This window comes from Brevibacterium ammoniilyticum (assembly GCF_038429965.1).
GTDB classification, from domain to species: Bacteria; Actinomycetota; Actinomycetes; order Actinomycetales; family Brevibacteriaceae; genus Brevibacterium; species Brevibacterium ammoniilyticum.
Map to the genome: position 1 here is coordinate 95,276 of NZ_BAABNP010000002.1, position 24,735 is coordinate 120,010.

The window sequence follows — 24,735 nt, forward strand, 5'->3', positions numbered from 1 at the left end:
GTCGTCCGGCCCGCCTGAACGCGCGATCCGGTCCGCCTCAGAGGTGCGGGGCGAGCAACTCCTCGAGTTCGGGCAGGCTCGCGGCGACTCCCGGGTGGAGGTCGAGCTCGCGCAGCTGATCCAGCGGCACCCAGCGCAGTTCGATGCTCTCGGGGTCGCTGATCACCGGGTCGAGCCGGTGCCGGGCCACAGCGATGACCGTCGTGTACGACCATGTGCCGAGGTCGAGGACGTGGCAGTCGAGGATGTCGACGTCCTCACCGTTCGGGTCGGGCACCCCGGCCTCTTCGAAGGACTCCCGGATCGCCGCATCGATCGCGGCCTCCCCCACGTCGCGGGCCCCACCAGGGAAGCCCCAGGTCCCGCCGGCCACGGACCACAGCGCCCGGTGCTGCATGAGCACCCCGCGCTCGGGGTCGATGAGCATGAGCCCGGCCGCCCCGTTGAGCCCCCAGTGCTTCTCCCCGTCGGATCCCACCGTCCAGCCGTCCCCGGAGCGCCGAGGCGGCAGGGACTCCGGCAGGCGCGTCGACTCCGCCGGTGAGACGGTCTCTCCCTCAGCCGGGGACGTCTCCTCCTCAGACGAGGACATGGTCGACATCCAACGATGAGACGGCGGCGAGTCCGAGGTCGCTCGGGGCGGCCCCGCGGGACACGAGTTCAGCGCCGAGGGCTGCGACCATGGCCCCGTTGTCCGTGCACAGGGCAAGCGGCGGCACCCGCAGGGTCACTCCCGCCTCGGCGCACCGGGTGGCGAGCACGTCCCGCAGGTGCGCGTTCGCGGCCACCCCGCCGCCGAGGACGACGTGGTCGATGCCGGTGTCGGCGGCCGCGAGCAGGGTCTTCGTGACGAGGACGTCGACGACGGCGTCTTCGAAGCCGGCGGCGATGTCGGCGACCCGCAGGTCGGTGCCGAGCGTCTCGGCCTTCGTCACCTCGCGCAGGGCCGCGGTCTTGAGCCCGGAGAACGAGAAGCTGTACCGGCGGTCGGGATCGCGGAGGTCGCTCTTCTTCGCCAGCCCCCGGGGGAAGCGCACCGCCTGCCGGTCCCCGGGGATCCCCGTGCCGTCGAGGAGGCCGAGGGCAGCCTTCGAGACGTTCGGTCCGCCCGGGTAGCTCAGGCCCAGCAGCCTCGCGGTCTTGTCGAAGGCCTCCCCTGCGGCGTCGTCGATCGTCGCGCCGAGGAGTTCGATGTCGTCGACGATGTCGCCGATGCGCAGGATCTCCGTGTGCCCCCCGGAGACGAGGAGGGCGATCGTCGGGGTGGTCAGTCTCTCGATGTCGTCGGCGACGAGGTCGACGGCGACGTGCGCGGCCAGATGGTTGACCCCGTAGAGGGGCAGGTCGAGGGCGGCGGCGAGTCCCTTCGCCGCGCCGACGCCGACCATGAGCGCCCCAGAGAGTCCGGGGCCTGCGGTGACGGCGATCGCGTCGAGCTCGGACAGTTCCACTCCGGCTTCGTCGCAGGCGGCGACGATGGCCGGCCCGATCGCCTGGACGTGGGCCCGGGAGGCGACCTCGGGGACGACTCCCCCGAAGCGGACGTGTTCGTCCATCGACGAGGACACGGTGTTCGTCAGCAGCTGCCGGCCGCGGACGATCCCCACCCCCGTCTCATCGCACGAGGATTCGATGCCGAGGACGAGCGGTCCGCTCATCGCGGTTCCCCGCCGAGGCGGTCGGCATCGCCGCGGTCATCGTCGCCGAGGTCGGGGTCACCGAGGGCGTCCTCGTCGGCGTCGTCGATCTCGAGGTCGAGGGCGGAGTAGAGGGCGTCGAGGTCGGTCTCCTCGGCCTCGGCGACGTCGATGCCGAGGGTGCGGGCGAGCATCCGCAGGTGTGTGTCCCACATCGGTCCGAAGTCCGCGGCGTTCTGCCGGGCGCGGACCTCGTCGGGCGCGGACTGGGTGAAGACGATGACGGTGCCCTCGGGATTCCGACCGGTCGCGGCAAGGGCGGCGATCTCCGTGGCCGCATCCGCCGGGAGGTCGGGGACGACGTCGACGGGCAGGAGCTGGACGCCGAGGACCCCGAAGTCGGGGAATTCGACGAGCACATGCTCTTCGGCCTCGCAGCTGAGGATCTCCCCGGTCATGACCGAGTCCCCGCCGAGGTCGACGCTCACGGTCTCCTCGATCGCGGTGAAGGGAGCGAACCAGGCACCTGCCGCACTGCCGTCGACGAGGACCTCCCACACCTCGGCGGGGGTGCGGGTCACGGGCATCTCGATGACGAGGTCGGTGCCGTTCTCCCAGGTCACCAGGCGGGGTGCGGGGACGGTCATGCTTCGGTCCAGGAGTCGTTCAGAGCACGGACCTCGTCGTCGGTGAGCGTGAGCTCGGTGCCGGCGAGGAGTTCGGTGAGTTGGTCGGGGACCCGCGCCGAGGCGATCGTGGCGGGGATGAAGTCGTGACTGAGCTGCCAGGCGATCGCGGTCGCCGTCATCGAGGCGTCGTGGCTGCTCGCGATGTCGTGGAGGACTTCGAGGGCGCGCAGGGCCTGCTGGTCATCGAGCATCTCGCTCACCCGGTCGGCGCGGACGCTGCCGGTCGCGTCCCCGCCGGTGTGCTTGCCGGTGAGGAAGCCCGAGGCCAGGGAGTGGTAGGGCAGTTCGGCGATGCCGCGGGAGCGCAGGTACTCCTGCTTCTCCGCGTCGACGGCGCCGCGGGAGACGAGGTTGAACTTGTCCTGGACGACCCGGTAGTGGGCCAGGGAGTACTTCTCGCTGACCTTCATCGCCGACTTCAGCCGGCCCAGGCTGAAGTTCGAGGCGCCGAGGTAGCTGACCTTGCCGGAGCGGACGAGGGCGTCGAAGGTCTCGGCCACGGCGACCTGGTCGACCTTCTCGTCGTCGGCGTGGGCGTAGTAGAGGTCGATGCGGTCGGTGCCGAGGCGGCGCAGCGAGGCATCGAGCGCCTCGCGGATATTCACCGGGTCGAGACCCTTGTGCTTCGGATGCATGCCGACCTTCGTCGCGATGACCATCTCGTCGCGGTTGCCGCGGGAGGCCATCCATTCGCCGATGATCGTCTCCGACTCCCCGCCCGTGTTGCCTTCGACCCACACCGAGTAAGCGTCGGCGGTGTCGATGAAGTTCCCACCCGCCTCGGCGTAGGCGTCGAGGACGGCGAAGCTCTCATCGCGGTCGGCACCCCACCCGAACGGGTTGCCGCCGAGTTGGAGGGGATGGACCATGAGATTCGTGTCAGCCAGTTGCACTCGTGTCATGCCTCCAGCCTACTCGGGGCGATAGAATCGGTGCACCGGGCCACAGGGAGGAGCCGTCATGACCGAGAAGTTCTCTGCGCGCCTGAGACAGGGCACTGCGACCATCCACGACGATGTCGAGCACACCGATTTCATGGTCGATCTCATGGAGGGCAGGCTCGACGCCGAGGCGTACGCGACGCTGCTCACCCAGTACGAGGTCATCTACGCAGCCCTCGAGGAACGTGCCCGGGCCTTCGCCGACGATCCGGTCTTCGCGGCGTTCCATGATCCCAGGCTCGAACGCCATGCGCGCATCGTCGCCGATCTCGCAGCCCTGAATTCGAGCGGTGTCACGGTCGAGTCCGGACCTGGGTCGGCGGTCGATTCCGGGGTTGTTCCTTCGGCCCGGGACTATGCGCTGAGGCTGTCGGCGATCGCGACGCCCGAGGCGATGATCGCCCACCACTACACGCGCTACCTCGGCGATCTCTCCGGCGGTCAGGCCATCGGCACGCTCATGGCCCGCCACTACGGCATCGGCGCCGAGGCACTGACGATGTGGGACTTCTCCGAGCTCGGAAAGACGAAGCCGTACAAGGACGACTACCGCAGCCGCCTCGATGAGATCGCCGCGACCGGTGGGGATGAGCAGGCGGTCCTCGATGAGGCGATCGCGGCCTTCGAGGTCAATGGGGCGCTGCTCGGCGAGCTCACCCGGGAACGCGCCGCTTAGCGGGACGAGCGTTCCCGCCCGTGCCCGGGAACGCGCCGCTTAGCGGGCGCTGCGGCGTCAGTGGGCGACGCTCAGCGGGCGCTGCGGCGCATGAGGATGGCGTCGGCACCCGGGTAGTAGTCGGGTCGCCTCCCCCATTCCTCGAATCCCAACGACCGGTAGAGTCCGAGCGCGGCGGCATTGCCCTCGTCGACCTCGAGGTGGATGGTCGACGCACCCTGGTCGATCGCCCAGTCGATCCCTTCGCCGAGGAGGGTGCGACCGATTCCTCGCCCGCGAGCCGCCTCGGTGGTGGCGATCGTCATGACGTCGGCCTCCGTGCCGACGGCGGACATGACGATCCAGCCCGCGAGAGATCCGGGGATGTCCTGGTTCCCTGCAGCGTGTCGGTCTGCGTCGACAGGTGTCGCATGCGACGGCGCTGGGACTGCCGTTGTTTCGCCTGCCGGTGCCGCGTCGGCGGGTGCTGCGGCCTCGTCGACGAGTCGGGCGAGAATCATCACGGTCCCTGGCTGCGCGGCCACGGCCCAGTAGTACTGGACGCTCCACGCGGTGGGCCCGAAGATCCGGGCGTCGGCTGCGACCACCTCGCCGAGCTCCCACCACGGCAGCTCCCCGATGCGCACGCCCCCTGTCATCGCCGACCGTCCTACTTGAGCAGGCTCTGCCGGACGGGGGTCGCCGCGGCGTCAGGTTCGCGCAGGTACTCCGGCACCGGCTCGCTGAGCTCGGCACCGGCGGCGAGGGCTCGGGCGGCGGCGAAGGCGAGGAACTCGGCACGCGGATCGACGATCTCGGGTCTGGTCGGCTCACCGAGGATGTCGGGGTAGAGGGCGAAGCCGCGACCGAGCCGCTCCCCCACCTCGGCGGGATTGATGTCGTGGGTGGTGAGCTCCGTGTCGAGGTCGGCCGGTTTGGCCACGAGGGGGCCTGCGAGCATCGTCTCGGCACCGGAGTCCCAGACGCTGGCGTAGACCTCTTTGCGTCGGGCGTCCCCGGCGATGAGGACGAGGCCTGCTGTGCGCTCGTCCGGGGCGGACTCTTCGCTGTCTCCAGTACCGGCTCCGACGGTCGAGTCGGTGTCGCGCGAACGGCGGTACTCCTCGGCGATCGCGGCCTGCGAGGCCAGCCCTCGCACGGGGATGTCACGGGCGAGCCCGACGGCGATGCCCGCGGCGATGCCGACGCGCAGCCCCGTGAACGGACCGGGCCCGGTGCCGGTGACGACGAGCTCGGGGGCTTCGGGGCGCGCGAGCACGCGGGCGAGAGCGGGGCCGATGAATTCGACGTGGTGGCGCTGGTCGGCGGCCTGCTCGGCCGCGAGGATCTCGCCGGTGCCGCTGTCGATGAGCGCGACCGAGGCCGCCTGCGAGGTGTCGATTCCGAGAATGATCATCCGTCCTCCTCCGGTGGCTCAGGCGCCGCGAGGTCTGCCGGCCCGGACTCCGCTGCCCCAGACTCCTCAGCCCCGGGCAGCCGTTCGGCGAGTGCGGCGGTGAGCGCGCCGAGGCGTTCGGCCCACCTCTCGCCGTGGCCGGTGAGGTCGACGAGGCGCTCCTCGTCGACGAGGTACTCGTCGTCGGCCGGATCCTCATCGTCGAAGTCCTCGACGTCGGCGCCCCCGCTGTGGGTGATCGTCAGCGACAGGTAGTCCTGGCTGAGCTGCTCGGCGAGTCCTTCGCCCCATTCGACGACGGTGATCGACTCCTCGAGTTCGGAGTCGAGGTCGAGGTCGGAGAGCTCTTCGGCGGCCCCGAGCCGGTACGCGTCGACATGGACGAGGGCGGGCCCGCCGTGCAGGGAGGGGTGTTCGCGGGCGATGACGAAGGTCGGTGAGGCGATCCGCCCGCCCACACCGAGGCCGGCCCCCAGGGACTGCGTGAACGTCGTCTTTCCCGCCCCGAGGTTGCCGGCGAGGATGAGGAGGTCACCGGCGCGGAGGAACCCGGCGATCACCTCGGCGAGGGTGCGCATCTCCGTCAGGGAGCGGATGCGGAGCCTCATGCCGCCCCCGCCGTCGGCTGTTCTGTCTCCGGCACGGACCCGGTCGCCGCGGCGCCGCCGGTCGCCTCGGCATTCACCGCGATCCGGTCGACGCGGGCGCTGATGCGGGTGACGATCTCGTAGTTGATCGTCTCCGCCCAGTCGGCCCAGTCGGTCGCGCTCGGACCGCCGGGGCCGAAGAGGACGACCTCGTCGCCGATCGCGACCTCGGTGTCGCCGACGTCGACGATGAACTGGTCCATCGCGATCCGCCCGACGATGGGGAAGCGCTGTCCGCGGATGCTCACCTCGGCGCGGTTCGACGCCGATCGGGGCAGCCCGTCGCCGTAGCCGCCGGGCACGAGCGCGAACCGGGTGTCCGCCTCGGCGGTATAGGTCAGTCCGTAGGAGGCCCCGTGACCTGCGGGGATGTCCTTGAGGTTGACGACTTCGGAGACCAAGCGCATGACGGGGACGAGCCCGAGGTCCTCCGGCTGAGCATCTGCGAGCGGAGAGAGTCCGTAGAGGGCGAGTCCGACCCGCGCGGAGGTGCCCGGGACCGGTCGCAGGGTGAGTGCGGCCGGGGAGTTCGCGATGTGGACGTCGAGGTCGTCGGCCTCGCCGAGGCGGCCCCCTGCTGAGTCGAGGAGCGCGGTGAGCTCCCGGCGGGCGGTCTCGAAGACCTCCTGCTGCTGTGCGGTCTCGGGGCGTTCGGGTTCGTCGGCGACGGCGAAGTGGCTCATGATGCCTGCGACGATGACGCGCGGGCGCTCCTCGCCTGCGCACTCCTTGAGCGTGGCCAGGACCGTCGCGACGTCGTCGGGGGCGAGTCCGTTGCGGCCGAGTCCGCTGTCGATCTTGAGATGGATGCGGGCGGGCACGCCGGTGCGCGCGGCGGCGGCGAGGATCCGGTCGAGGGCGCCCGCGGTGGAGACGCCGAGTTCGATGCCGGCGTCAAGCGGCGCATCGAGGTCGGTCTGCGGTCCGTAGAGCCAGGCCATGATCGTCGCGTCCTCACCGAGGAGGCGCCGCAGGCTCATCGCCTCGTCGAGGGTGGCCACGCAGAACTCGCGGTGCCCGGCGGCATGGAGGATGGGGGCGACGAGGTCGACGCCGTGGCCGTACGCGTTGGCCTTGACGACGCATTTGAGTCGCGCCGGGCCGATGTCGGCGGCCAGGGCCGCGGCGTTGGCGCGCAGCGCGGCGGCGTCGATCTCAGCTCTGACGAGCGAGCCGGCAGGCGGGGTGTCGCTGGAAGTCACTGGACAAGGATACCGTCCGTCGGGTCCTCGCCGTGGAGGAGGGCAATGGTCACCTGCCCCACCGCGGTGACGAGCTGTTCGGCGTTGACCGCGCGCTCACCGGCGGCGTTGTGGAGGAGCACCCCAAGGCCGGCGGCGTGCGCTGCCTCCCGGTCCGACAGCGGCCCGTCGTCGCCGGCGGTGCGTCGGTCCGCGTGTGCGGCGGCGAGCAGGGTCCCGATGATCCCGGCCAGCACGTCGCCGGAGCCGGCGGTCGCGAGGCTCGCAGGGCCGCGTGCGGGCAGGACGACGAAGCCGTCGGAGCAGGCGATGACGGTCCGTGAGCCTTTGAGGAGGACGATGTGGCCGGTGTCGGCTGCCGCCCTCCGAGCCCAGAGAAGAGGGTCGGCGGTGACCCGGCCTGCGGTGATGATCTCGCCGAGGAGGCGGCTCAGCAGCCGGGAGAGCTCACCGGCGTGCGGGGTGAGGACGACGGGTCGTCCGCGCAGTCGGTGCGCACCTCCGGACAGGGGTGCCGCCTCGGCGTGGCCGACCATCTCGAGGGCCCCGGCGTCGAGGAGGACGGGCACGGTGTCGCCGATCGCGGTCAGTGCGGTCTCGACGAGTCCGGTCTCGGGGTCGCCGGAGCCGAGGACGAGGGCGTCGAGGCGTCCGGGGGTGAGCACCACCTCGGCGTGGCGGTCGAGGATGCGGTCGCCGACATCGCGGTCACCGAGGAAGCGGACCATGCCGGGGGCTGCGTTGACGGCGGCGCCGGCGGTGAGGACGCCTGCGCCCGGGAAGTCGCGGGAGCCGGCGACGATGCCGAGGACGCCGCGGGAGTACTTGTGGGACTCGGGGCGCGGGCGGGGGAACTCCGCGCGCAGGTCGCTGGGGTCGAGGAGTTCGGCGACTGCGGCGTCCGCGTCGAGGGGCAGGCCGAGGTCGACGAGGTGGATGTCGCCGGTGAAGTCTGCGGTGCGGGGGTCGACGAGTTCGGCTTTGAGGCCGCCGAAGGTGAGCGTGGCGTCGGCGTGGATGCGTGCGTGAGCGGGTTCCGCGGGGTCGGGGTCGAGGTCGGAGGGCAGGTCGACGGCGATGACGGTGCCGCCGGATTCGCGCTCCCGCCAGTCGCGGATGAGGTGGGCGATGTGCGGGGGCAGGCCGCGCCGGCCGCCGGTGCCGAGGACGCCGTCGAGGACGAGGTCGGCGCGGTCGAGATCGGTCAGGGCCGCAGCCCAGGCGGTCGAGGCGGCGACTGTAGTGCTGGGGCTGCCGGCTGTGGTGCTGGGGCTGTCGTCGGCGGAGACGTCGATGCGGTCGGCGCCGGCGGCGAGTGCGGCGGCGAGCCCGGCGTCGTGCGTGGTGCCGCAGAGTACGATGACGCCGACCCGGGCGCCCCGGCGAGCAAGGGCGGCAGCGGCGAAGAGCGCATCACCGGCGTTGTTGCCGGGACCTGCGAGCACGCACACGCGGGCACCGGCGACCTGGCCGCGATCGACGCGGAGCCGGTCGGCGCAGAAGCGGGCGAGGGCGGCCGCGGCATGCGCCATGAGCGGAACACCGGCCTCAAGCAGGGGCACCTCGGCGTCGCGCACGGTGCGACTCGGATACGCGTAGGTCGGCACGGGTGCCTCCTCTCTGACTGGACGGGTCGACGTCGTTCTCGTCGGGTCGGCGCTGCGACCTCACTCCCGGGCGAGCTGGTGGAGCCTGCGACCGGCGAGGTGGGCGAGGAAGAGGGCATGGTCGGGCAGTCCCGCGTCGCTGTGTCGGGCGCGCGGAGAGTGGTTGGCCTCGCGCTCCTCGACGGGCAGGGTGGGCAGGGCCACACCGAAGTGGCCGTACGCCCCGGGCACCTCGGCGAGGACACGGGAGAAGTCCTCTGACCCCGGCAGCGGGTCACGGCGGACCACGGTGCGCTCGTCGCCGAAGAGGTCGGCGAAGGTCTCGAGGAAGAAGTCCGCCTCGGCGTCGTCGTTGATCGTCGGGGGCAGGATCCGCTCATAGTCGACCTCGGCCTCGAGACCGTGGGCGGCGACGAGCCCGCTGACGAGCTGTGGCAGCTCCGCCTCGGCGCGGGTCGTCGCGGTCTCGGAGAACGTGCGGACGCCGACGACGAGGGTCGCGAGGTCGGGGATGACGTTGGGGGCGGTGCCCGCGGTGAACTGGCCGACGGTGACGACGATGGGGTCGAAGATGTCGAAGCGGCGGGTGACGTACTCCTGGAGCTGGCCGACGAGCATCGCCCCGACCTGGATGGGGTCTCTGCCGGTGGCCGGCCGGGAGGCGTGCGTGCCCTTGCCGTGGACGGTGATCGTCATCTTCGCGAACGCCGCCATGTACGAACCGCGCCGCGACGACCCGACGCCGAGGTCCTGATCAGCGGACACGTGAACGCCGTAGGCGGCCTTGACCCGAGGCCCCGCGGCATCGAGGACGCCCTCGTCGAGCATCTTCCCGGCCCCGTCGTAGCCCTCCTCACCGGGCTGGAACATGAAGACGACGTCCCCGGGGAGCTCTGCCCGCCGGTCGTGGAGGAGGCGCAGGGCCCCGACGAGGCCCGCGGTGTGGAGGTCGTGGCCGCACGCGTGCATGTTCCCGTTCGTCGCGGCGAAGTCGAAGCCGGTCGCCTCGGTCACGGGCAGGGCGTCCATGTCCCCGCGCAGCAGCACGGCGGGGACCACGCCGGTGGAGTCCTCCCGGCGACTGCCGCCGCGGAGGACGACGACGAGGGACGACAGCGCCGTGCCCTCGGTGATCTCGACGTCGAGACCCGCGATCGCGTCCTTGACAAGCTGCTGGGTCGCCGGCAGCTCGAGGCCCACCTCGGGGTTGGCGTGGAGGACACGGCGCAGGGCGGCGAGGTCGCCGGCGAGCGCGGCCGCCTCGGCGGAAGTGGGAAGGGAAGCGAGAACCTCGGCGGAGGAAGCGAGGGACGCCACAGCCTCGGCGGAGGAAGCGAGGGACGATGGCGCCGCGTCAGGAGTGCTCATGAGCTGAGTCTATGCCTCCGCGCCCTGCATCGTTTCTCGACGTCGTCAATGGCGTTTCCCGGACGCTGGGTGACGATTCTGGGCCGCGGTTTCGACACCGAGCGTCCAGGATTCGCGTGGGGCGCGGTCGCGCGGCTTGGGTCGCGCGTGCGCGGGGCGTGCAGGCCGCGCGCCCGCAGCCCCAGCGGCTCAGTCCCAGTCGATACCGGGGCTGAGCGAGGGGCCCTCCCCCTCGGCGATGACGAACGTTACCGTGACGTCGGCATCGTGGGTGATCGAGAGGTGGAGGTTCGTGCCGCCGATGGCCCGGAAGTGCTCGAGCACGAGCCCGCGCAGACGGAACGACGGGGCGCCGGAGCGGGCGGGAACCACCTCGGCGGACTGCCAGGGCAGCCATCCGGGGAAGCCGATCGCCTTCTTCAGGGCCTCCTTGGCGGAGAACCGGGCGGCCAGGGACGCGTCCGTGCGGCGCTTGCCGTTGCGTTTGAGCTGCTCGGCCGGGGTGAGCAGGCGGTCGAGGAGTTCGGGCACACGCTCGATGTGCTCGGCGAAGCGCGGAACGTCGGCGATGTCGGTGCCGATTCCCAGAATGGCCATGCTGCGCCTCCTCTGACGCTGTGTGGAACCACGAGACTCTGCGGCCGTCGGCGACCTGCCGCCGCGACTCGCTGACCTGCCGGGCCGGTGCCCCCGATGCCGCGCACCGGGAGCACCGGAGGGATCACTCGACGGTGACGGACTTCGCGAGGTTGCGGGGCTGGTCGACGTCGAGGCCCTTGGCCGTCGCAAGCTCCATCGCGAAGATCTGCAGCGGGACCGTGGTGAGCAGCGGCGCGAGCAGCGTCGAGGTCTCGGGGACGTAGATGACCTCGGAGGCGAACTCGCGCACGTCCTCGTCTCCCTCCTCGGCGATGACGACGGTGTTCGCACCGCGCGCCCGGACCTCCTGAATGTTCGAGATCACCTTGGCGTGGAGCGAATCGCGTCCGCGCTTCGAGGGCACGACGATGATGACGAGCTGGCCGTCGTCGATGAGCGCGATCGGACCGTGCTTGAGCTCGCCCGCGGCGAAGCCCTCGGCGTGGATGTAGGCGAGCTCCTTGAGCTTGAGCGCGCCCTCCATCGCGACCGGGTAGCCGACGTGACGGCCGAGGAAGAGCACCGAGCCGACGTCCTCGTTGCGACGGGCGAGGCCGAGCACCTGGTCCTTGCCCTCGTCGAGGATCCGCTGGATCTTCTCCGGGATCGTCTGGAGGTCCTTGAGGATGAGGGCGATTTCGTCGCGGAACTTGTTCCCGCGCAGCTGCGCGAGGTAGAGGCCGAGCAGGTAGCAGGCGACGACCTGGGAGAGGAACGCCTTCGTCGAGGCCACGGCGATCTCCGGTCCCGCGTGCGTGTAGAGCACGGCATCGGATTCGCGCGGGATCGTCGAGCCGAAGGTGTTGCAGATCGCGATGACCTTCGCGCCCTGCTGGCGGGCGTGGCGCACGGCCATGATCGTGTCCATCGTCTCCCCCGACTGGGAGATCGCGACGATGAGGGTCTTCTCGTTGACCACGGGGTCGCGGTAGCGGAATTCGTGGGCGAGTTCGACCTCGACGGGGATCCGGCACCAGTGCTCGATCGCGTACTTCGCGACCTGACCGGCGTAGGCGGCGGTGCCGCACGCGACGACGACGATCTTGTCGATGGACTTGAGCACGTTCTCGTCGATGTGCATCTCATCGAGGCTGAGCTTGCCCTCGGTGTCGAAGCGGCCCAGCAGGGTGTCGCCGACGGCCTGCGGCTGATCGTGGATCTCCTTGTCCATGAACGAAGAGAATCCGCCCTTCTCCGCCGAGGCGGTGTCCCAGTCGACCTCGAACTGCTCACTGGGCACGACCTTGCCGGCGAGGTCGGTGATGACGACCGAGTCGGGGGTGATGGTGACGACTTCGTCCTGGCCGATCTCGACGGCCGTGCGCGTGTAGTCGATGAACGCGGCGACGTCGGAGCCGAGGAAGTTCTCCCCCTCGCCGAGGCCGATGACCAGCGGCGAGTTGCGCCGTGCGGCGACGACGGTGCCGGGCAGGTCCGCGTGCACGGCCAGCAGCGTGAAGGCGCCTTCGAGCTGGGCGGCGGTCTCGCGCATCGCGGCCGTGAGGTCGCCGGTGGCGCGGTAGTTCTTCGCCAGCTGCGCGGCCGCGACCTCGGTGTCGGTCTCCGAGGTGAACTCGAAGCCCTCGGCGACGAGCGGGGCCTTGAGCTGCGCGAAGTTCTCGATGATGCCGTTGTGGATGAGCGCGAGGCGTCCACCGTCGCCGAGGTGGGGGTGGGCGTTGACGTCGGTCGGACCGCCGTGGGTCGCCCAGCGGGTGTGACCGATGCCCGTCTGCGCGAGCGGCAGCGCGTTCGCTTCGAGGTCGTCGGTCAGGTTGGAGAGCTTGCCTGCCTTCTTCGCGGTGGCGAGTTCGCCGTCCGGGGTGACGAGGGCGACTCCAGCGGAGTCATATCCTCGGTATTCGAGCCGTTTGAGACCGGCGAGCACAACGTCGAGCGCAGTATGGTCGACATCGGCGACCGGCGCACTGGAGACATAACCTACGATTCCACACATGAGAGGAATTTTACTGGGCCGAGTCAAGCCCGGTTGGAGGCGGGTACCCAGGTTCGATCCCGTCGTGACGGACCCCACTGACCGGGTGTGAGCGCGGGCACCTGCTCGGGCACCGCAGGCATGTGAGCGCGGGCACCTGAGCGGGCACCTGCGCTGGCACCTGACTGCGGGATGACGGACCGATGACGCATGACACAATTGTCCCCATGCCTCATGTCGACCCACAGCTTGACCGTGCGCGCCGCCTCGCCGGACTCAACACTGCCCGGAGACTCGACGACCAGCCGAGTTCGCCGTTCTGGGAGTTCGACCGGGACGTGTGGGGCACGCTCGCGCAGTCGACGCCGCTGCCGCTGACGCAGCGGGACATCGAACGGCTGCGCGGCCTCGGCGATCGCATCGACCTCGACGAGGTGGCCCAGGTCTACCTGCCGCTCTCCCGCCTGCTCAACCTCTACGTCTCCGCCCGGCAGGCGAAGCACCAGATGACGCGCGAGTTCTTCTCTCCCCTCCACGATCAGGGGCTCGAGCCGCAGGACGCCAAGCGCACACCGTTCGTCATCGGCGTCGCCGGCTCCGTGGCCGTGGGCAAGTCGACGACGGCGCGTGTGCTGCGTGAGCTGCTCGCCCGCTGGCCCGACACCCCGCGCGTCGAACTCATCACCACCGACGGGTTCCTCTACCCCAATGCCGAGCTCGAGCGCCGTCACCTCGGCGGCCGCAAGGGCTTCCCCGAGTCCTACGACCGTCGCCGGCTGCTGCGCTTCCTCTCCGCCGTGAAGTCCGGCGCGCCCGAGGTCAGGGCCCCCGTGTACTCCCATCACACGTACGACATCGTCCCCGGCGCCGAGGTGGTCGTCCGCTCCCCCGACGTCCTCATCGTCGAAGGGCTCAACGTCCTCCAGCCGGCCAGGCCCCGCTCGGACGGCACGGTCGGGCTCTCGACGAGCGACTACTTCGACTTCTCCGTCTACGTCGACGCCCGGTCCCGGGACATCCGCGAGTGGTACGTCTCGCGGTTCCTCAAACTCAAGCACGGTGCGTTCCAGGACCCGGACTCGTACTTCCACCGGTACTCGAAGCTCAGCGACGACGAGGCGGTCACCCTGGCCACGGAGATCTGGGACTCGATCAACTTCCCCAATCTGCGGGAGAACGTCCTGCCCAGCCGCGGGCGCGCCGACCTCGTCCTCCACAAGTCCGCCGACCACACGATCCGCAAGATCCAGCTGCGCAAGCTCTGAGGGCACGCGCGGCCTGCGGAGGAGCGCTGGGCCGGCCGCCCGGGGCCGGGCACGTCCGCTCGAGCCGGCCGGGCTGGGTCTTCGGTGACGCTGGGACTGCGGAGCCGCCTCGGCGAGGGATGACGACAGGTTCGCGGGAAGCGAACTGCACGGGGAAATATTACGCGCGCGAGTGCAGTTGCACAGGGTGCACGATTCGAACGCCCCACCGTTCGGATGCCCGAGGAGGCGATGCGCCATCGCCCGGGTCGCAGCGTTGCGGCGCGCCGGGCGACACGAGGAGATGAGGCGAGGATGAGTCTGAATTCAGCGCATCGGGTGATGTACACCTCGGTGAAGAGCAAGCGCACCCCGGAGACGAAGATCCAGCCGGGAACCTACCGGCGGATCGTCGGGTTCGCGAAGCGGCACAAGAGGAAGCTCGCGGTCTTCCTCACCCTCTCCGTCGGCTCCGCGGTCATCGGCGTGCTCAACCCGGTGCTCGCCGGCGACGTCGTCAATGCGATCACCGGCGGCGGGCCCGTCGCCACCGTCGTCTGGATCGCTGTGGCGATCGGCGCGCTCGCGATCGCCGACGCCGCGATCAGCATCTCGAACCGGTACCTGTCCTCGCAGATCGGCGAGGGGCTGATCTTCGACCTGCGCACCGCCGTGTACGAGCATGTGCAGTCGATGCCGATCGCCTTCTTCAGCCGCACCCGCACCGGAGCGCTCGTCTCCCGGCTCAACACCGATGTCATCGGCGCCCAGCGCGCGTTCTCGAACACGCTCTCGGGCATCGTGTCGAACATCGTCTCGCTGGCTCTCACCGTCGGCGTCATGGTGACGATCTCGTGGCAGGTCACCGCCCTGTCGTTCCTCCTCCTGCCGCTGTTCATCATCCCCACGCGGATGCTCAGCGGCAGGCTCGCGTCCCTCCAGTTCGAGGCCGCGGAGAACAGCGCGGACATGTCGACGCGGATGACAGAGCGCTTCTCCGCCGGCGGTGCCACGCTCATCAAGCTCTTCGGCGATCCGTCCACGGAGAACCGCGAGTTCGCCGACCGTGCCGGTCAGGTCCGCGACATCGGCGTCAAGGTCGCGATGCTCCAGTCGACGTTCGTCGCCTCTCTCACCCTCGTCTCCGCGCTCGCTCTCGCCCTCGTCTACGGCATCGGTGGCGCGCAGGCGGTCCTCGGCCACCTCAACGCCGGTCAGGTCGTCACCCTCGCGCTTCTCCTCACCCGCCTCTACACGCCTCTGACGATGCTTGCGAATGCGCGCCTGGACATCATGAGCGCGGTCGTGAGCTTCCAGCGGGTCTTCGAGATCCTCGACCTCGTCCCGTTCATCAAGCAGCCGACGGAGCCCAAGGAGCTGCCGGAGGGCGGACTCGGCATCGAATTCGACCACGTGAGCTTCGCCTACCCGAGCGCCGAACAGGTCAGTCTCGCAAGTCTCGAGGACGTCTCCGTCCTCGACGCCCGCGGCGGTCAGGAGGTCCTCCACGACCTCAGCTTCACCATCCCGGCCGGGCACACCGTGGCGCTTGTCGGGTCCTCGGGTGCGGGCAAGTCGACGATCGCCTCGCTGCTGCCCCGGCTCTACGACGTCACCAAGGGCGCGATCACGATCGGCGGGGTCGACGTCCGCGAACTCTCCGCCGAGACGCTGCGGCGCACCGTCGGCGTCGTCACGCAGGACGGGCACGTCTTCCACGAGTCGATCCGCTCGAACCTGCTGCTCGCGAAGCCTGATGCCACCGAGGAGGAGCTCGCCGACGCACTCGACCGCGCTCAGCTGCACTCCGTCATCTCGGCCCTGCCCGACGGTCTCGACACCGTCGTCGGCGAGCGCGGCTACCGCCTCTCCGGCGGTGAGCGCCAACGGCTGACGATCGCCAGGATGCTGCTGGCCGCACCGGACATCGTCGTCCTCGACGAGGCCACCTCGGCGCTGGATTCGACGAACGAGGCGGCCGTGCAGCAGGCGCTCGCCCATGCGATGGCCGGGCGCACGGCGCTCGTCATCGCCCACCGGCTCTCGACGATCCGGCAGGCCGATACGATCCTCGTCGTCGAAGCCGGGCGCATCGTCGAATCCGGCTCGCACAGTGAGCTCATCGCCCGCGGCGGCCGGTACGCCGAGCTCTACGCGACACAGTTCTCCGACAGCTGAGGCGGGCCGGGGCGCACCCTGCCTGGTGCGCGTGGATGGAGCGTGGACGACTGGTATGGCTGCGCTCAGGCTCCGAGGCCGAGGAAGGCCGGGATCTCGGCGACCGAGGGCAGTGACTTCGCTCCGTCGAGGGCTGAGAAGTCTGCGGCAGTGAGCTTGCCGGTCTCGACGCCGAGGACGACGCCGGCCCCTGACGCGGATCCCGCTTCAACGTCGACGACGGTGTCACCGGCGACGAGCACCGTGCGGACGTCCTTCGTCCCGGTCCGCTCCATCGCCCGCTGGATCATGTACGGGTACGGCCGGCCCGCGGCCACCTCGTCGGAGCAGACGACGGCGTCGAGGTTGCCGTCCTCCCCCGTCGCCCAGCCCAGACCCTCGAGCAGGGGGCCTGCGACATCGGTCGAGAATCCGGTGGTCAGAGCCACCTTGACCCCGTTCGCGCGCAGGGCCGCGAGCGCCTCGGGAACGCCAGGCAGCGGTTCGGGCGGGGTTGCCGCGTAGAACTCGCCGAGGAGGGCGCGGAACCGGTCGAAGCACGCCGCAACCGTCGCCTCGTCGCCCGTGTGCCCTCCGAGGCGGAGCAGGTTGCGGATCGCCTCGACCTTGTCGGTGCCCATCCAGGTCTGCAGGTTCTCCTCGGTCACCTCGGTGCCGGTCTCCTCGACGCTCTGACGCAGAGCCCGGTAGACGTCACCGTGCTCCTCGAGGGTGGTGCCGGCCATATCGAAGACGGCGAGTTCGATCATGGTCATAGTGGTCTCCTTCAAAGGGGTGGAAGCGAAAGCGAATTGGTCACTGGTCGGGGACGAGGCGGACGACGGAGCTGCCCGAGGCGGCGGTGTTGTTGATCGTGAACGTCACCTGCCCGGGCACGTACCGGTCGTCGGAGTATTCGACGGGCACCCCGGCGCCGGTCGAGGTGATCCGCCGCTCCCGCAGCAGCGGCGAGCCGGAGGGCACGTCGAGCATCTCGGCGTCGATGCCCTCGGCTGCGACGGCGTCGAAGGTGTGGCGGGCGGCGACGAGTTCGACGCCGTTGCCCTTGAGGTGGGCGAAGATCGACCCGCTGTCGGTGTCGAAGTCGAAGAGATGACGGCCCGCCTCGAGTGTGAAGCTCGTGCGCTCGACCATGACCGGCACCTCGTCGAGGAGGCGGACCCGGATGATCTCGACGACGAGCTCACCGACCGGAACGGACAGCGCCGCCGCGACATCCTCGGTGGCCGCGCGCTTGGCGAGTTCGACCGTCCGCTGACCAGGCCTGCGCTGCGTCGACTGCGCCCACTCGGAGAAGGAGAGGAAACTCGTCATCGACTGCGTCGGCACGGAGCCGACGACATGCGCCACCGCGCCCTGGCCGCCGGCGATGATGCCCTCGGCCCGCAGGGCGGCGAGCGCCTGGCGCACGGGGCCCCGGGACACGGAGAACTCGCGGCACAGCTCGGCTTCGCTCGGCAGCGCCGCCCCGATGGGCAGGCGCCCGTCGGTGATCCGCGCCCGCAGCTCGTCGCCGATGACCCGGTGGAGGGCCGCACGCGGCTCGAGAGGTGAACGTGAACTTGTCATCATAGGTTCGACCCTAACCCACCTGTCGCGGCTTTCCAGCCTCCGCGATTGAACGCCGGATGAACAGACACCCCAGCTCGATGCTGGGAGATGAACGGCTCGCCAACTTATATATACATGCCCCGAATCCGCTTGTCTCCGGCCTCCCGGACACGGCAGTCTCGAAGCATGACCCATTCTGACATCATCGTCGTCGGGGCCGGAATCATCGGCCTCGCCCACGCTCGGGCCGCCGCCCGCCGGGGCCTGAGCGTGACGATCCTCGAAGCCGACCAGGCCCCGCGCGGGGCCTCGGTGCGCAACTTCGGCCACGCCTGCATCACCGGTCAGACCGACGAGTTCGCCGAGCTCGCCGCGACCGGGCGCCAGCACTGGCTCGACGCCGCCGCAGAAGCCGACTTCTGGGCCGCGCCGACCGGCGCTTTCGTCGTCGCCTCATCGCAGGCGCAGATGGCGATCCTCGAACAGGCGCGGGCTGCGAAGGGCGCGGCCGCGATCGACCTGCTCACGCCCGATCGCCTCGGTGCGGCCGTCACCGGCGACCCCCACGCCCGCCTGCGCGGCGCCGTGGGAGGCGCCCACCTGACCGCGGACCTCCGGGTCGACCCCCGCACCGCGGCACCGCGGCTCGCGCAGACCCTGGCCGCCACCTCGGCGGTCGACCTGCGCACCGGAGTCCGCGTCACCCGGGTGGGCGAGGGAACCGTCGAGACCTCGGTGGGCGCGTTCACCGCCGATCACGTCATCGTGTGCACCGGCCACGAACTGCCCGCGCTCTTCCCGGAGCTCGCCGCCGAGGCCGAGCTCGTCGAATGCGCGCTGTCGATGACGCTGGCCGCGACCCCAGAGCACATCCGCACCGAGGCCGCGGTCCTCTCCCGCACCTCCCTGCTGCGCTACGACGCGTTCGCGTCGATGCCCGCCGCCGAGGCGGTCCGCGACGAGGTCGCCCGCAGCGCCCCCGAGCTCATCGCCGTCGGCGCCAACGTCATGTTCGGGCCCCGCCCGGACGGAACGATCATCATCGGCGACTCCCACGAGTACGGCCGCAGCGTCGACCCGTTCATTCCGGAGTCGACGACGGAGGTCCTCCTCGCCGAGGCGGCAGCCGTCCTCGACCAGCCCACCGGGTTCTCGATCCGGCAGCGCTGGCAGGGCATCTACGCCTCGAGCCCGAAACGTCCGCTGCTCGTCGAGACCGTCGACGAGCGCACGACCGTGGCCACCGTGGCCACGGGCATCGGCATGACCATCGCCTTCGGACTCGCCGAGCGCACGCTCGCCGACATCCGCCCATCGCTGCGCCTGACCGCCTGAGCGCCTGGCCACCTGACCGGGTCGGACCTGCCCGACCGGGTCGGACCCGCCCGACCACAGACCTCCAGACCGTTCACCAGATCCGCCTGACCGCCACCGTCCACGACCGCACACCAGATCCACGCTCACACACTCACCAGATCCACTCACACCACGAAGGAACATCATGAAGCGCGTCCACATCGCCCTCGCCTCCGCCGCCGTCATCCTCGCCCCCGTCGTCCTCTCCGGCTGCTCGACCTCCGCGCAGGCCGAATCCGCCACCTGCCCCAACGGCCAGATCACCTTCGGCATCGAACCCTTCGAGGACCCGAAGAAGCTCGAACCCGCCTACAAGGCCGTCGCCGAATCGCTGTCGACGTCGCTCGACTGCCCCGTCGAGGTCCAGGTCCTCGAGGACTACTCCGCCGAGGTGCTCGCGATGCAGAACGGCAAGCTCGACATCGGCCAGTTCGGTCCCCTCGGCTACGTCTTCGCCTCCGAGCGTGCCGGCGCCGAGCCGCTGGCCTCCTTCGGCACCGCCGAGGGCGAGCTGAGCTCCTACACCGGCGGCATCTGGGTGCCCAAGGACTCCGACATCCAGAGCCTCGAGGATCTGCGCGGCAAGGACCTCGCGCTCGGCAGCGTCGGCTCCACCTCGGGCGACGCCCTGCCCCGCTACGCCCTCGCCCAGGCCGGGATCAAGGAATCCGAGCTCAACCTCAACTACGCCGGCGGCCACCCGGAGGCGCTCCTCGCCCTGACCAACAAGACCGTCGACGCCGCCCAGATCAACTCCCAGACGATGGGCACCGCGATCAAGGAGGGCACGTTCAAGCAGGAGGACTTCCGCCAGATCTGGAAGTCCGAGCCCATCCCGAACGACCCGATCACCGTCGCCGCCTCGGCCGACCCCGAGTTCAAGAAGGCCGTCAAGGACGCCCTGCTCAACCTCCCGGCCGACGACATCGCCGAGGTCGCAGGCTACCTCGGCGTCGAACCCGCCGGACAGCTCATCGAGGTCGACAAGTCCACCTACCAGCCGCTCTTCGACCTCGCGAAGACGATGAACCTCACCGAAGAGGACGTCTGATGGCAGCGAAGACCACCCCCGCCGAGGCGGCCCCTGGCTCGGCGACGACCGCCGGGCCCGCCTCGGCGTCCGAGGCTGCCGCGGCCCCGCTGCTGCAGGTCTCCGGCCTCGCCGTGGCGTACGGGTCGACGACCGTGCTCGACGACGTCAGCTTCTCCGTCGCTCCCGGCGAGCTGCTCGCCTTCCTCGGTGCGAACGGCTCGGGCAAGTCGACGACGCTGCGTGCCGTCGCCGGTCTCACCCCGCATCAGGGCGGGCAGATCGAGATCGGCGGGGAGCACGGGCGTCCGGCGATGGTGTTCCAGAAGATCCACCTCGTCGCCCGCCGTTCGGTGCTCGACAACGTCTGTGCCGGTGCGCTCTCCCGCATGCCGGTGGCGTCCTCGCTGCACCCGTGGTTCTATCCGGCGGCGATCCGCCGGGAGGCGATGGTCGCCCTCGACCGGGTCGGCCTGGCAGAGAAGGCCACACTGCGGGCGGGCACGCTCTCGGGCGGACAGCAGCAGCGGGTCGCGATCGCCCGCGCCCTGTGCCAGGGTGCGGAAGTCCTGCTCGCCGACGAACCCGTCGCCGCCCTCGACCCCGAGGCAGCACGCACGGTCATGGGCCTGCTGCGCGACCTCGCCCACGATGAGGGCCTCGCGGTCGCCGCGGTCCTCCACCAGCCGGACCTCGCCCGCGAGTTCGCCGACACCGTCATCGGCCTGCGCTCGGGTGAGATCGTCCTCCGCGGGCGCGCGAGCGAAGTGCCGCCTGAGGAGATCACCGGCCTCTACACCCCCATGACGAATTCGGAGAGCAAGTGAAGACGATTCCCGACACGCGCGGCACCACTCTGCGCACCGTGCCGCTGACGAACACGCAGCCGGCGCTCCAGCCGCCGATCCGCCGTTTCGGCGGCTGGCAGCTGGCGACGGCGATCGTCGTCATCGTCCTCCTCCACGTCGTCGCCCTGCGGGAGACGGACTTCTCCCTCGTCACGCTCGTCGACGGCCGGCAGGGGATGGCGAACTTCCTCGCCGAGGCGTTCCCACCCAACCTCGACTGGACCGAGACGGTGTGGCCGGGCATCCAGGCCACCGGCATCACCCTGTGGATCGGACTGCTCGGGACCACGCTGTCGATCCCCACCTCGGCGCTGCTGGCCGTCCTCGGTTCGCGCACGACCTCACCGCACCCGGTCGTCTACCAGGTCGCCCGCGCGATCATGTCCTTCCTCCGCGCGGTCCCCGACATCGTCTTCGCCCTCGTCTTCGTCACCGCTGTCGGCCTCGGACCCTTCCCCGGCGTGCTCGCGCTGATCTTCCACAACACCGGCGTCATGGGCAAGCTGTGGTCGGAGGCGATCGAGGAGATCGACCCGGGCCCCTCGGAGGCGCTGACCACGGCCGGCGCGAAGCGGGCGCAGATCGTCGCGAACGCGACGTTCCCGCAGGTCGTCCCCCAGCTCTTCGGGCTCCTGCTCTACCGCTTCGACGTCAACGTGCGCTCGTCCCTGGTGCTCGGGCTCGTCGGTGCCGGCGGCATCGGCCTGCTCATCAACCAGTCGATCAAGTCCTTCCAGTTCGACTCGATGCTCACGTACATCCTCATCGTGCTCGTGCTCATCATCGCCGTCGACCTCTTCTCCGCCGGGGTGCGCAAGAAGCTCGCGCTCTGAGCTTCGGCACCTGACCGCGTGCGCGGTGCAGGCACGACGCAGGCCCGGGACGATCATTCGTCCCGGGCCTGCATTGTCCGTCTGCGTCCCCGCCGAAGCGGTTCACCGGAGTCTCAGAGTGCGTGCCTCAGAGCGCGAGGTGCTCCTTGACGACGGCGGCGAGGCGCTCGGCCTGCGCGCGGGAGATCTCCTCGGTCTCGGCTTCGACCATGACGCGGATGAGCGGCTCGGTCCCTGAGGCGCGGAGGAGGACCCGGCCGGTGCCGTCGAGTTCGGATTCGACGGCGGCCACCTCGGCGGCGACATGGGGGTGGTCGACGCGGTGCTTGTCGACGCCCTTGACGTTGACGAGCGCCTGCGGGAGCTGCGGGATCTCTGCGGCGAGGTCGGCCAGGGTGCGCTTGGCGTCGGCCATCCGCTTCATCAGGTGCAGGGCCGTCTGCACGCCGTCGCCGGTTGTGCCGTGGTCGAGCATGAGGAGGTGACCGGACTGCTCGCCGCCGAGGGAGTAACCGTCGGCGAGCATCTTCTCGAGCACGTACCGGTCGCCCACGGCCGTCTGCACGGTCGCGATGTCGTAGCGGTCCATGGCCAGGCGCAGCCCGAGGTTCGACATCACGGTGGTCACCAGGGTGTTGCCAGCCAGGACGCCGAGCTCCTTGAGCCCGATCGCGAGGATGCCCATGAGCTGGTCGCCGTTGACGACGCGGCCCAGGGAGTCGACGGCGAGGCAGCGGTCGGCGTCGCCGTCGAAGGCCACGCCGAGGTCGGACTGGGTTTCGACGACGAGGCGCTGGAGCGGTTCGAGGTGGGTCGAGCCGACCCCGTCGTTGATGTTGAATCCGTCGGGTTCGGCTGCGGAGACGATCACCTCGGCGCCGGCCTGACGCAGGGCTGCGGGTCCGACGATCGATGCGGCACCGTGGGCGCAGTCGACGACGACCTTGAGCCCGGACAGGGGCCTGACCCCGTCGGGGGCGATCGAGCGCACGAGCTTCTCCGTGTACTCATCGGCCGCGGCCGGGTAGCGGGAGATCCGTCCGACGTCTGCACCGGTGGGCCTGACCCATTCCTGGTCGAGGATCGCCAGGATCTCGTCCTCGACGGCGTCGTCGAGCTTCGTGCCGCCGGCGGCGAAGAACTTGATGCCGTTGTCGGGCATGGGGTTGTGGGAGGCGGAGATGACGACGCCGAAGGCGGCTCCGGTGTCGCGGACGACACTGGCGATGCCCGGGGTCGGGAGCATGCCGGCGTCGAGGACGTCGACTCCGGCCGAAGCGATCCCCGCGCTGGTGGCGGCGGAGAGGAACTCACCGGAGACGCGGGTGTCGCGGCCGACGACGGCGAAGGGGCGTCGGTCTCCGTTCCAGGTCTGAGTGAGCACTCGGGAGGCGGCGACGGAGAGCTGGAGGGCCAGCTTCGCCGTGATGTCCCGGTTGGCGAGGCCGCGCACCCCGTCGGTTCCGAAGAGTCGTGCCATGGGCAGGTCCTTTCTCACAGTTCTGTTCGATCGTAGTGCATGGTCATCGGCGCGCCGAGGCGGCTGTCCCTCTGTCCCGGTGATGTGCACTCCCCCGTGTCCGGGGAAGGCGTCATGGGTGCGAGGTGCGCTGCGGGCGGTGAATGCACGAAGTGGGGGGGCGAACGGGTTCGGGGCCGCACTTGCGTAACCGGTCGCGCATCAGTGGCAGACCATGCGCGGTCGGTCGAAGCGGATCAGCGCTTCGAGAACTGCGGGGCCTTGCGGGCCTTCTTGAGACCGGCCTTCTTGCGTTCCTTGACGCGGGCGTCGCGGCGCAGGAAGCCTGCCTTCTTCAGTTCGGGGCGGTTCGACTCGGCGTCGATCTGGTTGAGCGAACGAGCGATGCCCAGGCGGACGGCGCCGGCCTGTCCGGAGGGTCCGCCACCCGAGATGCGCACGACGACGTCGAAACGTCCTTCGAGGTCGAGCAGGCGGAAGGGCTCGTTGACGAGCTGCTGGTGCAGCTTGTTCGGGAAGTACTCCTCGAGAGTGCGTCCGTTGATGGTCCACTCGCCGGAGCCCGGGATGAGGCGGACGCGGGCGATCGCCTGCTTGCGGCGGCCCACTCCGTTTCCGGGGGCGGTGAGGGACTGTCCGCGTCCACCGGCGGTCTGGTCGCCCAGGCCGGCCTCTGCGGGGGTCTCGGAGGTGTATTCGGTCAGTTCTTCGACTTCGGTCGCGTTGGCGGTGTCAGCCACGGTTCTCCTCGGTAGGTCTAGAGCTAGGGGCGCTTACTGCGCGACCTGGCTGAGTTCGTACGGCTGCGGGTTCTGCGAGGCGTGCGGGTGCTCGCCACCCGCGTAGACCTTGAGTTTCCGCATCTGGGCACGTCCGAGACGAGTCTTCGGGACCATACCGGCGACAGCCTTCTCGACTGCGCGCTCGGGGTTGGAGGCGAGGAGCTCGGCGTAGTTGACGCTCTTGAGGCCGCCCGGGTAACCCGAGTGGTGGTAAGCGCGCTTCTGCTCGAGCTTCGCACCGGTCAGCGCGACCTTGTCGGCGTTGATGATGATGACGAAGTCACCGGAATCGATGTGCGGAGCGAAGGTGGTCTTGTGCTTGCCGCGCAGCAGGCGTGCAACCTGGGTGGCAAGACGACCGAGCACAACGTCAGTGGCGTCGATGACGTGCCACTGGCGCTCGACATCGCCGGGCTTGGGGGTGTACGTACGCAAAAGTAGCCTTCTTTTCGTATCTGTGTATCTCTGGGTCCAGCGCCTGCTGACTCATCGGGTCGTGAGGCTGATGCGTTCAGGCGCTGTCTGTCTTCAATCGGGTCCGTCCGTCGTTCGCTTCCCCACCTACGGGCCTGCAACGCAAGAGGCTATGCAAGGGAGGACGACGAGCGCACACAACGACAATCAAATATACATGGCCGCCGGGCCGCGGAGCAAACGTCCAGGGCGATGCCAGCAGGGTGAGATGCGGCACCCGA

The 24,735-nt window shown here is 70.0% G+C and carries 24 protein-coding genes; 7 read left to right on the forward strand and 17 right to left on the reverse strand.

Annotation, left to right across the window (positions count from 1 at the left end; all coding sequences use genetic code 11):
- Nucleotides 1-37 precede the first annotated feature (37 nt).
- The 4 genes from AAHA49_RS02460 to AAHA49_RS02475 are packed head-to-tail and all read right to left on the reverse strand — an operon-like array spanning nucleotide 38 to nucleotide 3,228.
- A complete protein-coding gene (locus AAHA49_RS02460) occupies nucleotides 38-601 on the reverse strand; it encodes an NUDIX domain-containing protein (RefSeq protein WP_342037082.1) in 564 nt (187 codons plus the stop codon).
- Nucleotides 579-1,658 (reverse strand): tRNA (adenosine(37)-N6)-threonylcarbamoyltransferase complex transferase subunit TsaD, encoded by a 1,080-nt coding sequence (gene tsaD, locus AAHA49_RS02465; RefSeq protein ID WP_342037083.1) that lies wholly within the window; start codon nucleotides 1,656-1,658, stop codon nucleotides 579-581. The genes AAHA49_RS02460 and tsaD overlap by 23 nt, the downstream gene beginning before the upstream one ends.
- On the reverse strand, nucleotides 1,655-2,284 hold the full coding sequence (locus tag AAHA49_RS02470) for an SRPBCC family protein (protein ID WP_342037084.1): 630 nt from the start codon (nucleotides 2,282-2,284) through the stop codon (nucleotides 1,655-1,657). Before AAHA49_RS02470 ends, tsaD begins: the two co-directional genes overlap by 4 nt.
- Complete coding sequence (locus AAHA49_RS02475) at nucleotides 2,281-3,228, reverse strand: aldo/keto reductase (RefSeq protein WP_342037085.1); 948 nt, start codon at nucleotides 3,226-3,228, stop codon at nucleotides 2,281-2,283. The genes AAHA49_RS02470 and AAHA49_RS02475 overlap by 4 nt, the downstream gene beginning before the upstream one ends.
- Nucleotides 3,229-3,286: 58 nt before the next feature.
- Between AAHA49_RS02475 and AAHA49_RS02480 the strand changes: the two genes are divergently transcribed.
- Nucleotides 3,287-3,943 (forward strand): biliverdin-producing heme oxygenase, encoded by a 657-nt coding sequence (locus AAHA49_RS02480; RefSeq protein ID WP_342037086.1) that lies wholly within the window; start codon nucleotides 3,287-3,289, stop codon nucleotides 3,941-3,943.
- A gap of 71 nt (nucleotides 3,944-4,014) precedes the next feature.
- Here the strand turns inward: AAHA49_RS02480 and AAHA49_RS02485 are convergent, their stop codons facing one another.
- From AAHA49_RS02485 to glmS, 8 genes are all read right to left on the reverse strand, one after another.
- Complete coding sequence (locus AAHA49_RS02485; protein WP_342037087.1) at nucleotides 4,015-4,581, reverse strand: GNAT family N-acetyltransferase; 567 nt, start codon at nucleotides 4,579-4,581, stop codon at nucleotides 4,015-4,017.
- A gap of 11 nt (nucleotides 4,582-4,592) precedes the next feature.
- On the reverse strand, nucleotides 4,593-5,339 hold the full coding sequence (gene tsaB, locus AAHA49_RS02490; RefSeq protein WP_342037088.1) for a tRNA (adenosine(37)-N6)-threonylcarbamoyltransferase complex dimerization subunit type 1 TsaB: 747 nt from the start codon (nucleotides 5,337-5,339) through the stop codon (nucleotides 4,593-4,595).
- On the reverse strand, nucleotides 5,336-5,947 hold the full coding sequence (gene tsaE / locus AAHA49_RS02495) for a tRNA (adenosine(37)-N6)-threonylcarbamoyltransferase complex ATPase subunit type 1 TsaE (protein ID WP_339392141.1): 612 nt from the start codon (nucleotides 5,945-5,947) through the stop codon (nucleotides 5,336-5,338). The genes tsaB and tsaE overlap by 4 nt, the downstream gene beginning before the upstream one ends.
- Nucleotides 5,944-7,188: an alanine racemase gene (alr, locus tag AAHA49_RS02500; RefSeq protein ID WP_342037089.1), complete on the reverse strand. Its 1,245-nt coding sequence runs from the start codon at nucleotides 7,186-7,188 to the stop codon at nucleotides 5,944-5,946. The genes tsaE and alr overlap by 4 nt, the downstream gene beginning before the upstream one ends.
- Nucleotides 7,185-8,795, reverse strand: coding sequence for a bifunctional ADP-dependent NAD(P)H-hydrate dehydratase/NAD(P)H-hydrate epimerase (locus AAHA49_RS02505; RefSeq protein WP_342037090.1), 1,611 nt, complete (start codon nucleotides 8,793-8,795; stop codon nucleotides 7,185-7,187). The genes alr and AAHA49_RS02505 overlap by 4 nt, the downstream gene beginning before the upstream one ends.
- A 60-nt stretch (nucleotides 8,796-8,855) precedes the next feature.
- Complete coding sequence (locus AAHA49_RS02510) at nucleotides 8,856-10,163, reverse strand: M20 metallopeptidase family protein (protein WP_342037091.1); 1,308 nt, start codon at nucleotides 10,161-10,163, stop codon at nucleotides 8,856-8,858.
- 189 nt (nucleotides 10,164-10,352) lie between these two features.
- On the reverse strand, nucleotides 10,353-10,760 hold the full coding sequence (locus tag AAHA49_RS02515; protein WP_342037092.1) for a holo-ACP synthase: 408 nt from the start codon (nucleotides 10,758-10,760) through the stop codon (nucleotides 10,353-10,355).
- Between the two features lie 124 nt (nucleotides 10,761-10,884).
- A complete protein-coding gene (glmS, locus tag AAHA49_RS02520; RefSeq protein ID WP_342037093.1) occupies nucleotides 10,885-12,759 on the reverse strand; it encodes a glutamine--fructose-6-phosphate transaminase (isomerizing) in 1,875 nt (624 codons plus the stop codon).
- 206 nt (nucleotides 12,760-12,965) lie between these two features.
- Between glmS and coaA the strand changes: the two genes are divergently transcribed.
- The gene (gene coaA, locus AAHA49_RS02525) at nucleotides 12,966-14,003 is read left to right on the forward strand and encodes a type I pantothenate kinase (protein WP_339392134.1); all 1,038 of its coding nucleotides are present in this window, start codon (nucleotides 12,966-12,968) and stop codon (nucleotides 14,001-14,003) included.
- A gap of 294 nt (nucleotides 14,004-14,297) precedes the next feature.
- Complete coding sequence (locus AAHA49_RS02530) at nucleotides 14,298-16,160, forward strand: ABC transporter ATP-binding protein (protein ID WP_342037094.1); 1,863 nt, start codon at nucleotides 14,298-14,300, stop codon at nucleotides 16,158-16,160.
- A 65-nt stretch (nucleotides 16,161-16,225) separates the two neighbouring features.
- Here the strand turns inward: AAHA49_RS02530 and AAHA49_RS02535 are convergent, their stop codons facing one another.
- Together AAHA49_RS02535 and AAHA49_RS02540 are read right to left on the reverse strand one after the other, a co-directional pair.
- The gene (locus AAHA49_RS02535; protein ID WP_342037095.1) at nucleotides 16,226-16,915 is read right to left on the reverse strand and encodes a phosphonatase-like hydrolase; all 690 of its coding nucleotides are present in this window, start codon (nucleotides 16,913-16,915) and stop codon (nucleotides 16,226-16,228) included.
- 40 nt (nucleotides 16,916-16,955) lie between these two features.
- Nucleotides 16,956-17,732, reverse strand: coding sequence for a GntR family transcriptional regulator (locus tag AAHA49_RS02540; protein WP_342037096.1), 777 nt, complete (start codon nucleotides 17,730-17,732; stop codon nucleotides 16,956-16,958).
- Between the two features lie 165 nt (nucleotides 17,733-17,897).
- Between AAHA49_RS02540 and AAHA49_RS02545 the strand changes: the two genes are divergently transcribed.
- The 4 genes from AAHA49_RS02545 (at nucleotide 17,898) to phnE (ending at nucleotide 21,778) form a co-directional block, all read left to right on the forward strand.
- On the forward strand, nucleotides 17,898-19,046 hold the full coding sequence (locus tag AAHA49_RS02545) for a TIGR03364 family FAD-dependent oxidoreductase (protein WP_342037097.1): 1,149 nt from the start codon (nucleotides 17,898-17,900) through the stop codon (nucleotides 19,044-19,046).
- A gap of 166 nt (nucleotides 19,047-19,212) precedes the next feature.
- A complete protein-coding gene (locus AAHA49_RS02550; RefSeq protein WP_342037098.1) occupies nucleotides 19,213-20,118 on the forward strand; it encodes a phosphate/phosphite/phosphonate ABC transporter substrate-binding protein in 906 nt (301 codons plus the stop codon).
- Nucleotides 20,118-20,924: a phosphonate ABC transporter ATP-binding protein gene (locus AAHA49_RS02555; protein WP_342037099.1), complete on the forward strand. Its 807-nt coding sequence runs from the start codon at nucleotides 20,118-20,120 to the stop codon at nucleotides 20,922-20,924. The genes AAHA49_RS02550 and AAHA49_RS02555 overlap by 1 nt, the downstream gene beginning before the upstream one ends.
- Entirely contained in the window at nucleotides 20,921-21,778 is an 858-nt protein-coding gene (gene phnE / locus AAHA49_RS02560; protein ID WP_342037100.1) for a phosphonate ABC transporter, permease protein PhnE, read from the forward strand. The genes AAHA49_RS02555 and phnE overlap by 4 nt, the downstream gene beginning before the upstream one ends.
- Before the next feature lie 127 nt (nucleotides 21,779-21,905).
- Here the strand turns inward: phnE and glmM are convergent, their stop codons facing one another.
- The 3 genes from glmM to rplM form a co-directional block, all read right to left on the reverse strand.
- On the reverse strand, nucleotides 21,906-23,258 hold the full coding sequence (glmM, locus tag AAHA49_RS02565; protein ID WP_342037101.1) for a phosphoglucosamine mutase: 1,353 nt from the start codon (nucleotides 23,256-23,258) through the stop codon (nucleotides 21,906-21,908).
- 236 nt (nucleotides 23,259-23,494) lie between these two features.
- Nucleotides 23,495-23,998, reverse strand: a complete 504-nt coding sequence (gene rpsI, locus AAHA49_RS02570; protein WP_339392125.1) for a 30S ribosomal protein S9 — start codon at nucleotides 23,996-23,998, stop codon at nucleotides 23,495-23,497.
- 33 nt (nucleotides 23,999-24,031) lie between these two features.
- On the reverse strand, nucleotides 24,032-24,475 hold the full coding sequence (rplM, locus tag AAHA49_RS02575) for a 50S ribosomal protein L13 (protein ID WP_339392124.1): 444 nt from the start codon (nucleotides 24,473-24,475) through the stop codon (nucleotides 24,032-24,034).
- Nucleotides 24,476-24,735 lie beyond the last annotated feature (260 nt).

What these genes read in the sequence shown, in the direction of transcription:
- AAHA49_RS02470 (WP_342037084.1), bottom strand. Translation starts at nt 2,284, where the DNA reads ATGACCGTCCCCGCACCCCGCCTGGTGACCTGGGAGAACGGCACCGAC.
- AAHA49_RS02485 (WP_342037087.1), bottom strand. Translation starts at nt 4,581, where the DNA reads ATGACAGGGGGCGTGCGCATCGGGGAGCTGCCGTGGTGGGAGCTCGGC.
- AAHA49_RS02515 (WP_342037092.1), bottom strand. Translation starts at nt 10,760, where the DNA reads ATGGCCATTCTGGGAATCGGCACCGACATCGCCGACGTTCCGCGCTTC.
- AAHA49_RS02530 (WP_342037094.1), top strand. Translation starts at nt 14,298, where the DNA reads ATGAGTCTGAATTCAGCGCATCGGGTGATGTACACCTCGGTGAAGAGC.
- AAHA49_RS02550 (WP_342037098.1), top strand. Translation starts at nt 19,213, where the DNA reads ATGAAGCGCGTCCACATCGCCCTCGCCTCCGCCGCCGTCATCCTCGCC.
- tsaE (WP_339392141.1), bottom strand. Translation starts at nt 5,947, where the DNA reads ATGAGGCTCCGCATCCGCTCCCTGACGGAGATGCGCACCCTCGCCGAG.
- AAHA49_RS02480 (WP_342037086.1), top strand. Translation starts at nt 3,287, where the DNA reads ATGACCGAGAAGTTCTCTGCGCGCCTGAGACAGGGCACTGCGACCATC.
- AAHA49_RS02540 (WP_342037096.1), bottom strand. Translation starts at nt 17,732, where the DNA reads ATGATGACAAGTTCACGTTCACCTCTCGAGCCGCGTGCGGCCCTCCAC.
- AAHA49_RS02555 (WP_342037099.1), top strand. Translation starts at nt 20,118, where the DNA reads ATGGCAGCGAAGACCACCCCCGCCGAGGCGGCCCCTGGCTCGGCGACG.
- AAHA49_RS02510 (WP_342037091.1), bottom strand. Translation starts at nt 10,163, where the DNA reads ATGAGCACTCCTGACGCGGCGCCATCGTCCCTCGCTTCCTCCGCCGAG.
- AAHA49_RS02535 (WP_342037095.1), bottom strand. Translation starts at nt 16,915, where the DNA reads ATGACCATGATCGAACTCGCCGTCTTCGATATGGCCGGCACCACCCTC.
- glmS (WP_342037093.1), bottom strand. Translation starts at nt 12,759, where the DNA reads ATGTGTGGAATCGTAGGTTATGTCTCCAGTGCGCCGGTCGCCGATGTC.
- coaA (WP_339392134.1), top strand. Translation starts at nt 12,966, where the DNA reads ATGCCTCATGTCGACCCACAGCTTGACCGTGCGCGCCGCCTCGCCGGA.
- tsaB (WP_342037088.1), bottom strand. Translation starts at nt 5,339, where the DNA reads ATGATCATTCTCGGAATCGACACCTCGCAGGCGGCCTCGGTCGCGCTC.
- tsaD (WP_342037083.1), bottom strand. Translation starts at nt 1,658, where the DNA reads ATGAGCGGACCGCTCGTCCTCGGCATCGAATCCTCGTGCGATGAGACG.
- AAHA49_RS02460 (WP_342037082.1), bottom strand. Translation starts at nt 601, where the DNA reads ATGTCGACCATGTCCTCGTCTGAGGAGGAGACGTCCCCGGCTGAGGGA.
- glmM (WP_342037101.1), bottom strand. Translation starts at nt 23,258, where the DNA reads ATGGCACGACTCTTCGGAACCGACGGGGTGCGCGGCCTCGCCAACCGG.
- AAHA49_RS02475 (WP_342037085.1), bottom strand. Translation starts at nt 3,228, where the DNA reads ATGACACGAGTGCAACTGGCTGACACGAATCTCATGGTCCATCCCCTC.
- AAHA49_RS02545 (WP_342037097.1), top strand. Translation starts at nt 17,898, where the DNA reads ATGACCCATTCTGACATCATCGTCGTCGGGGCCGGAATCATCGGCCTC.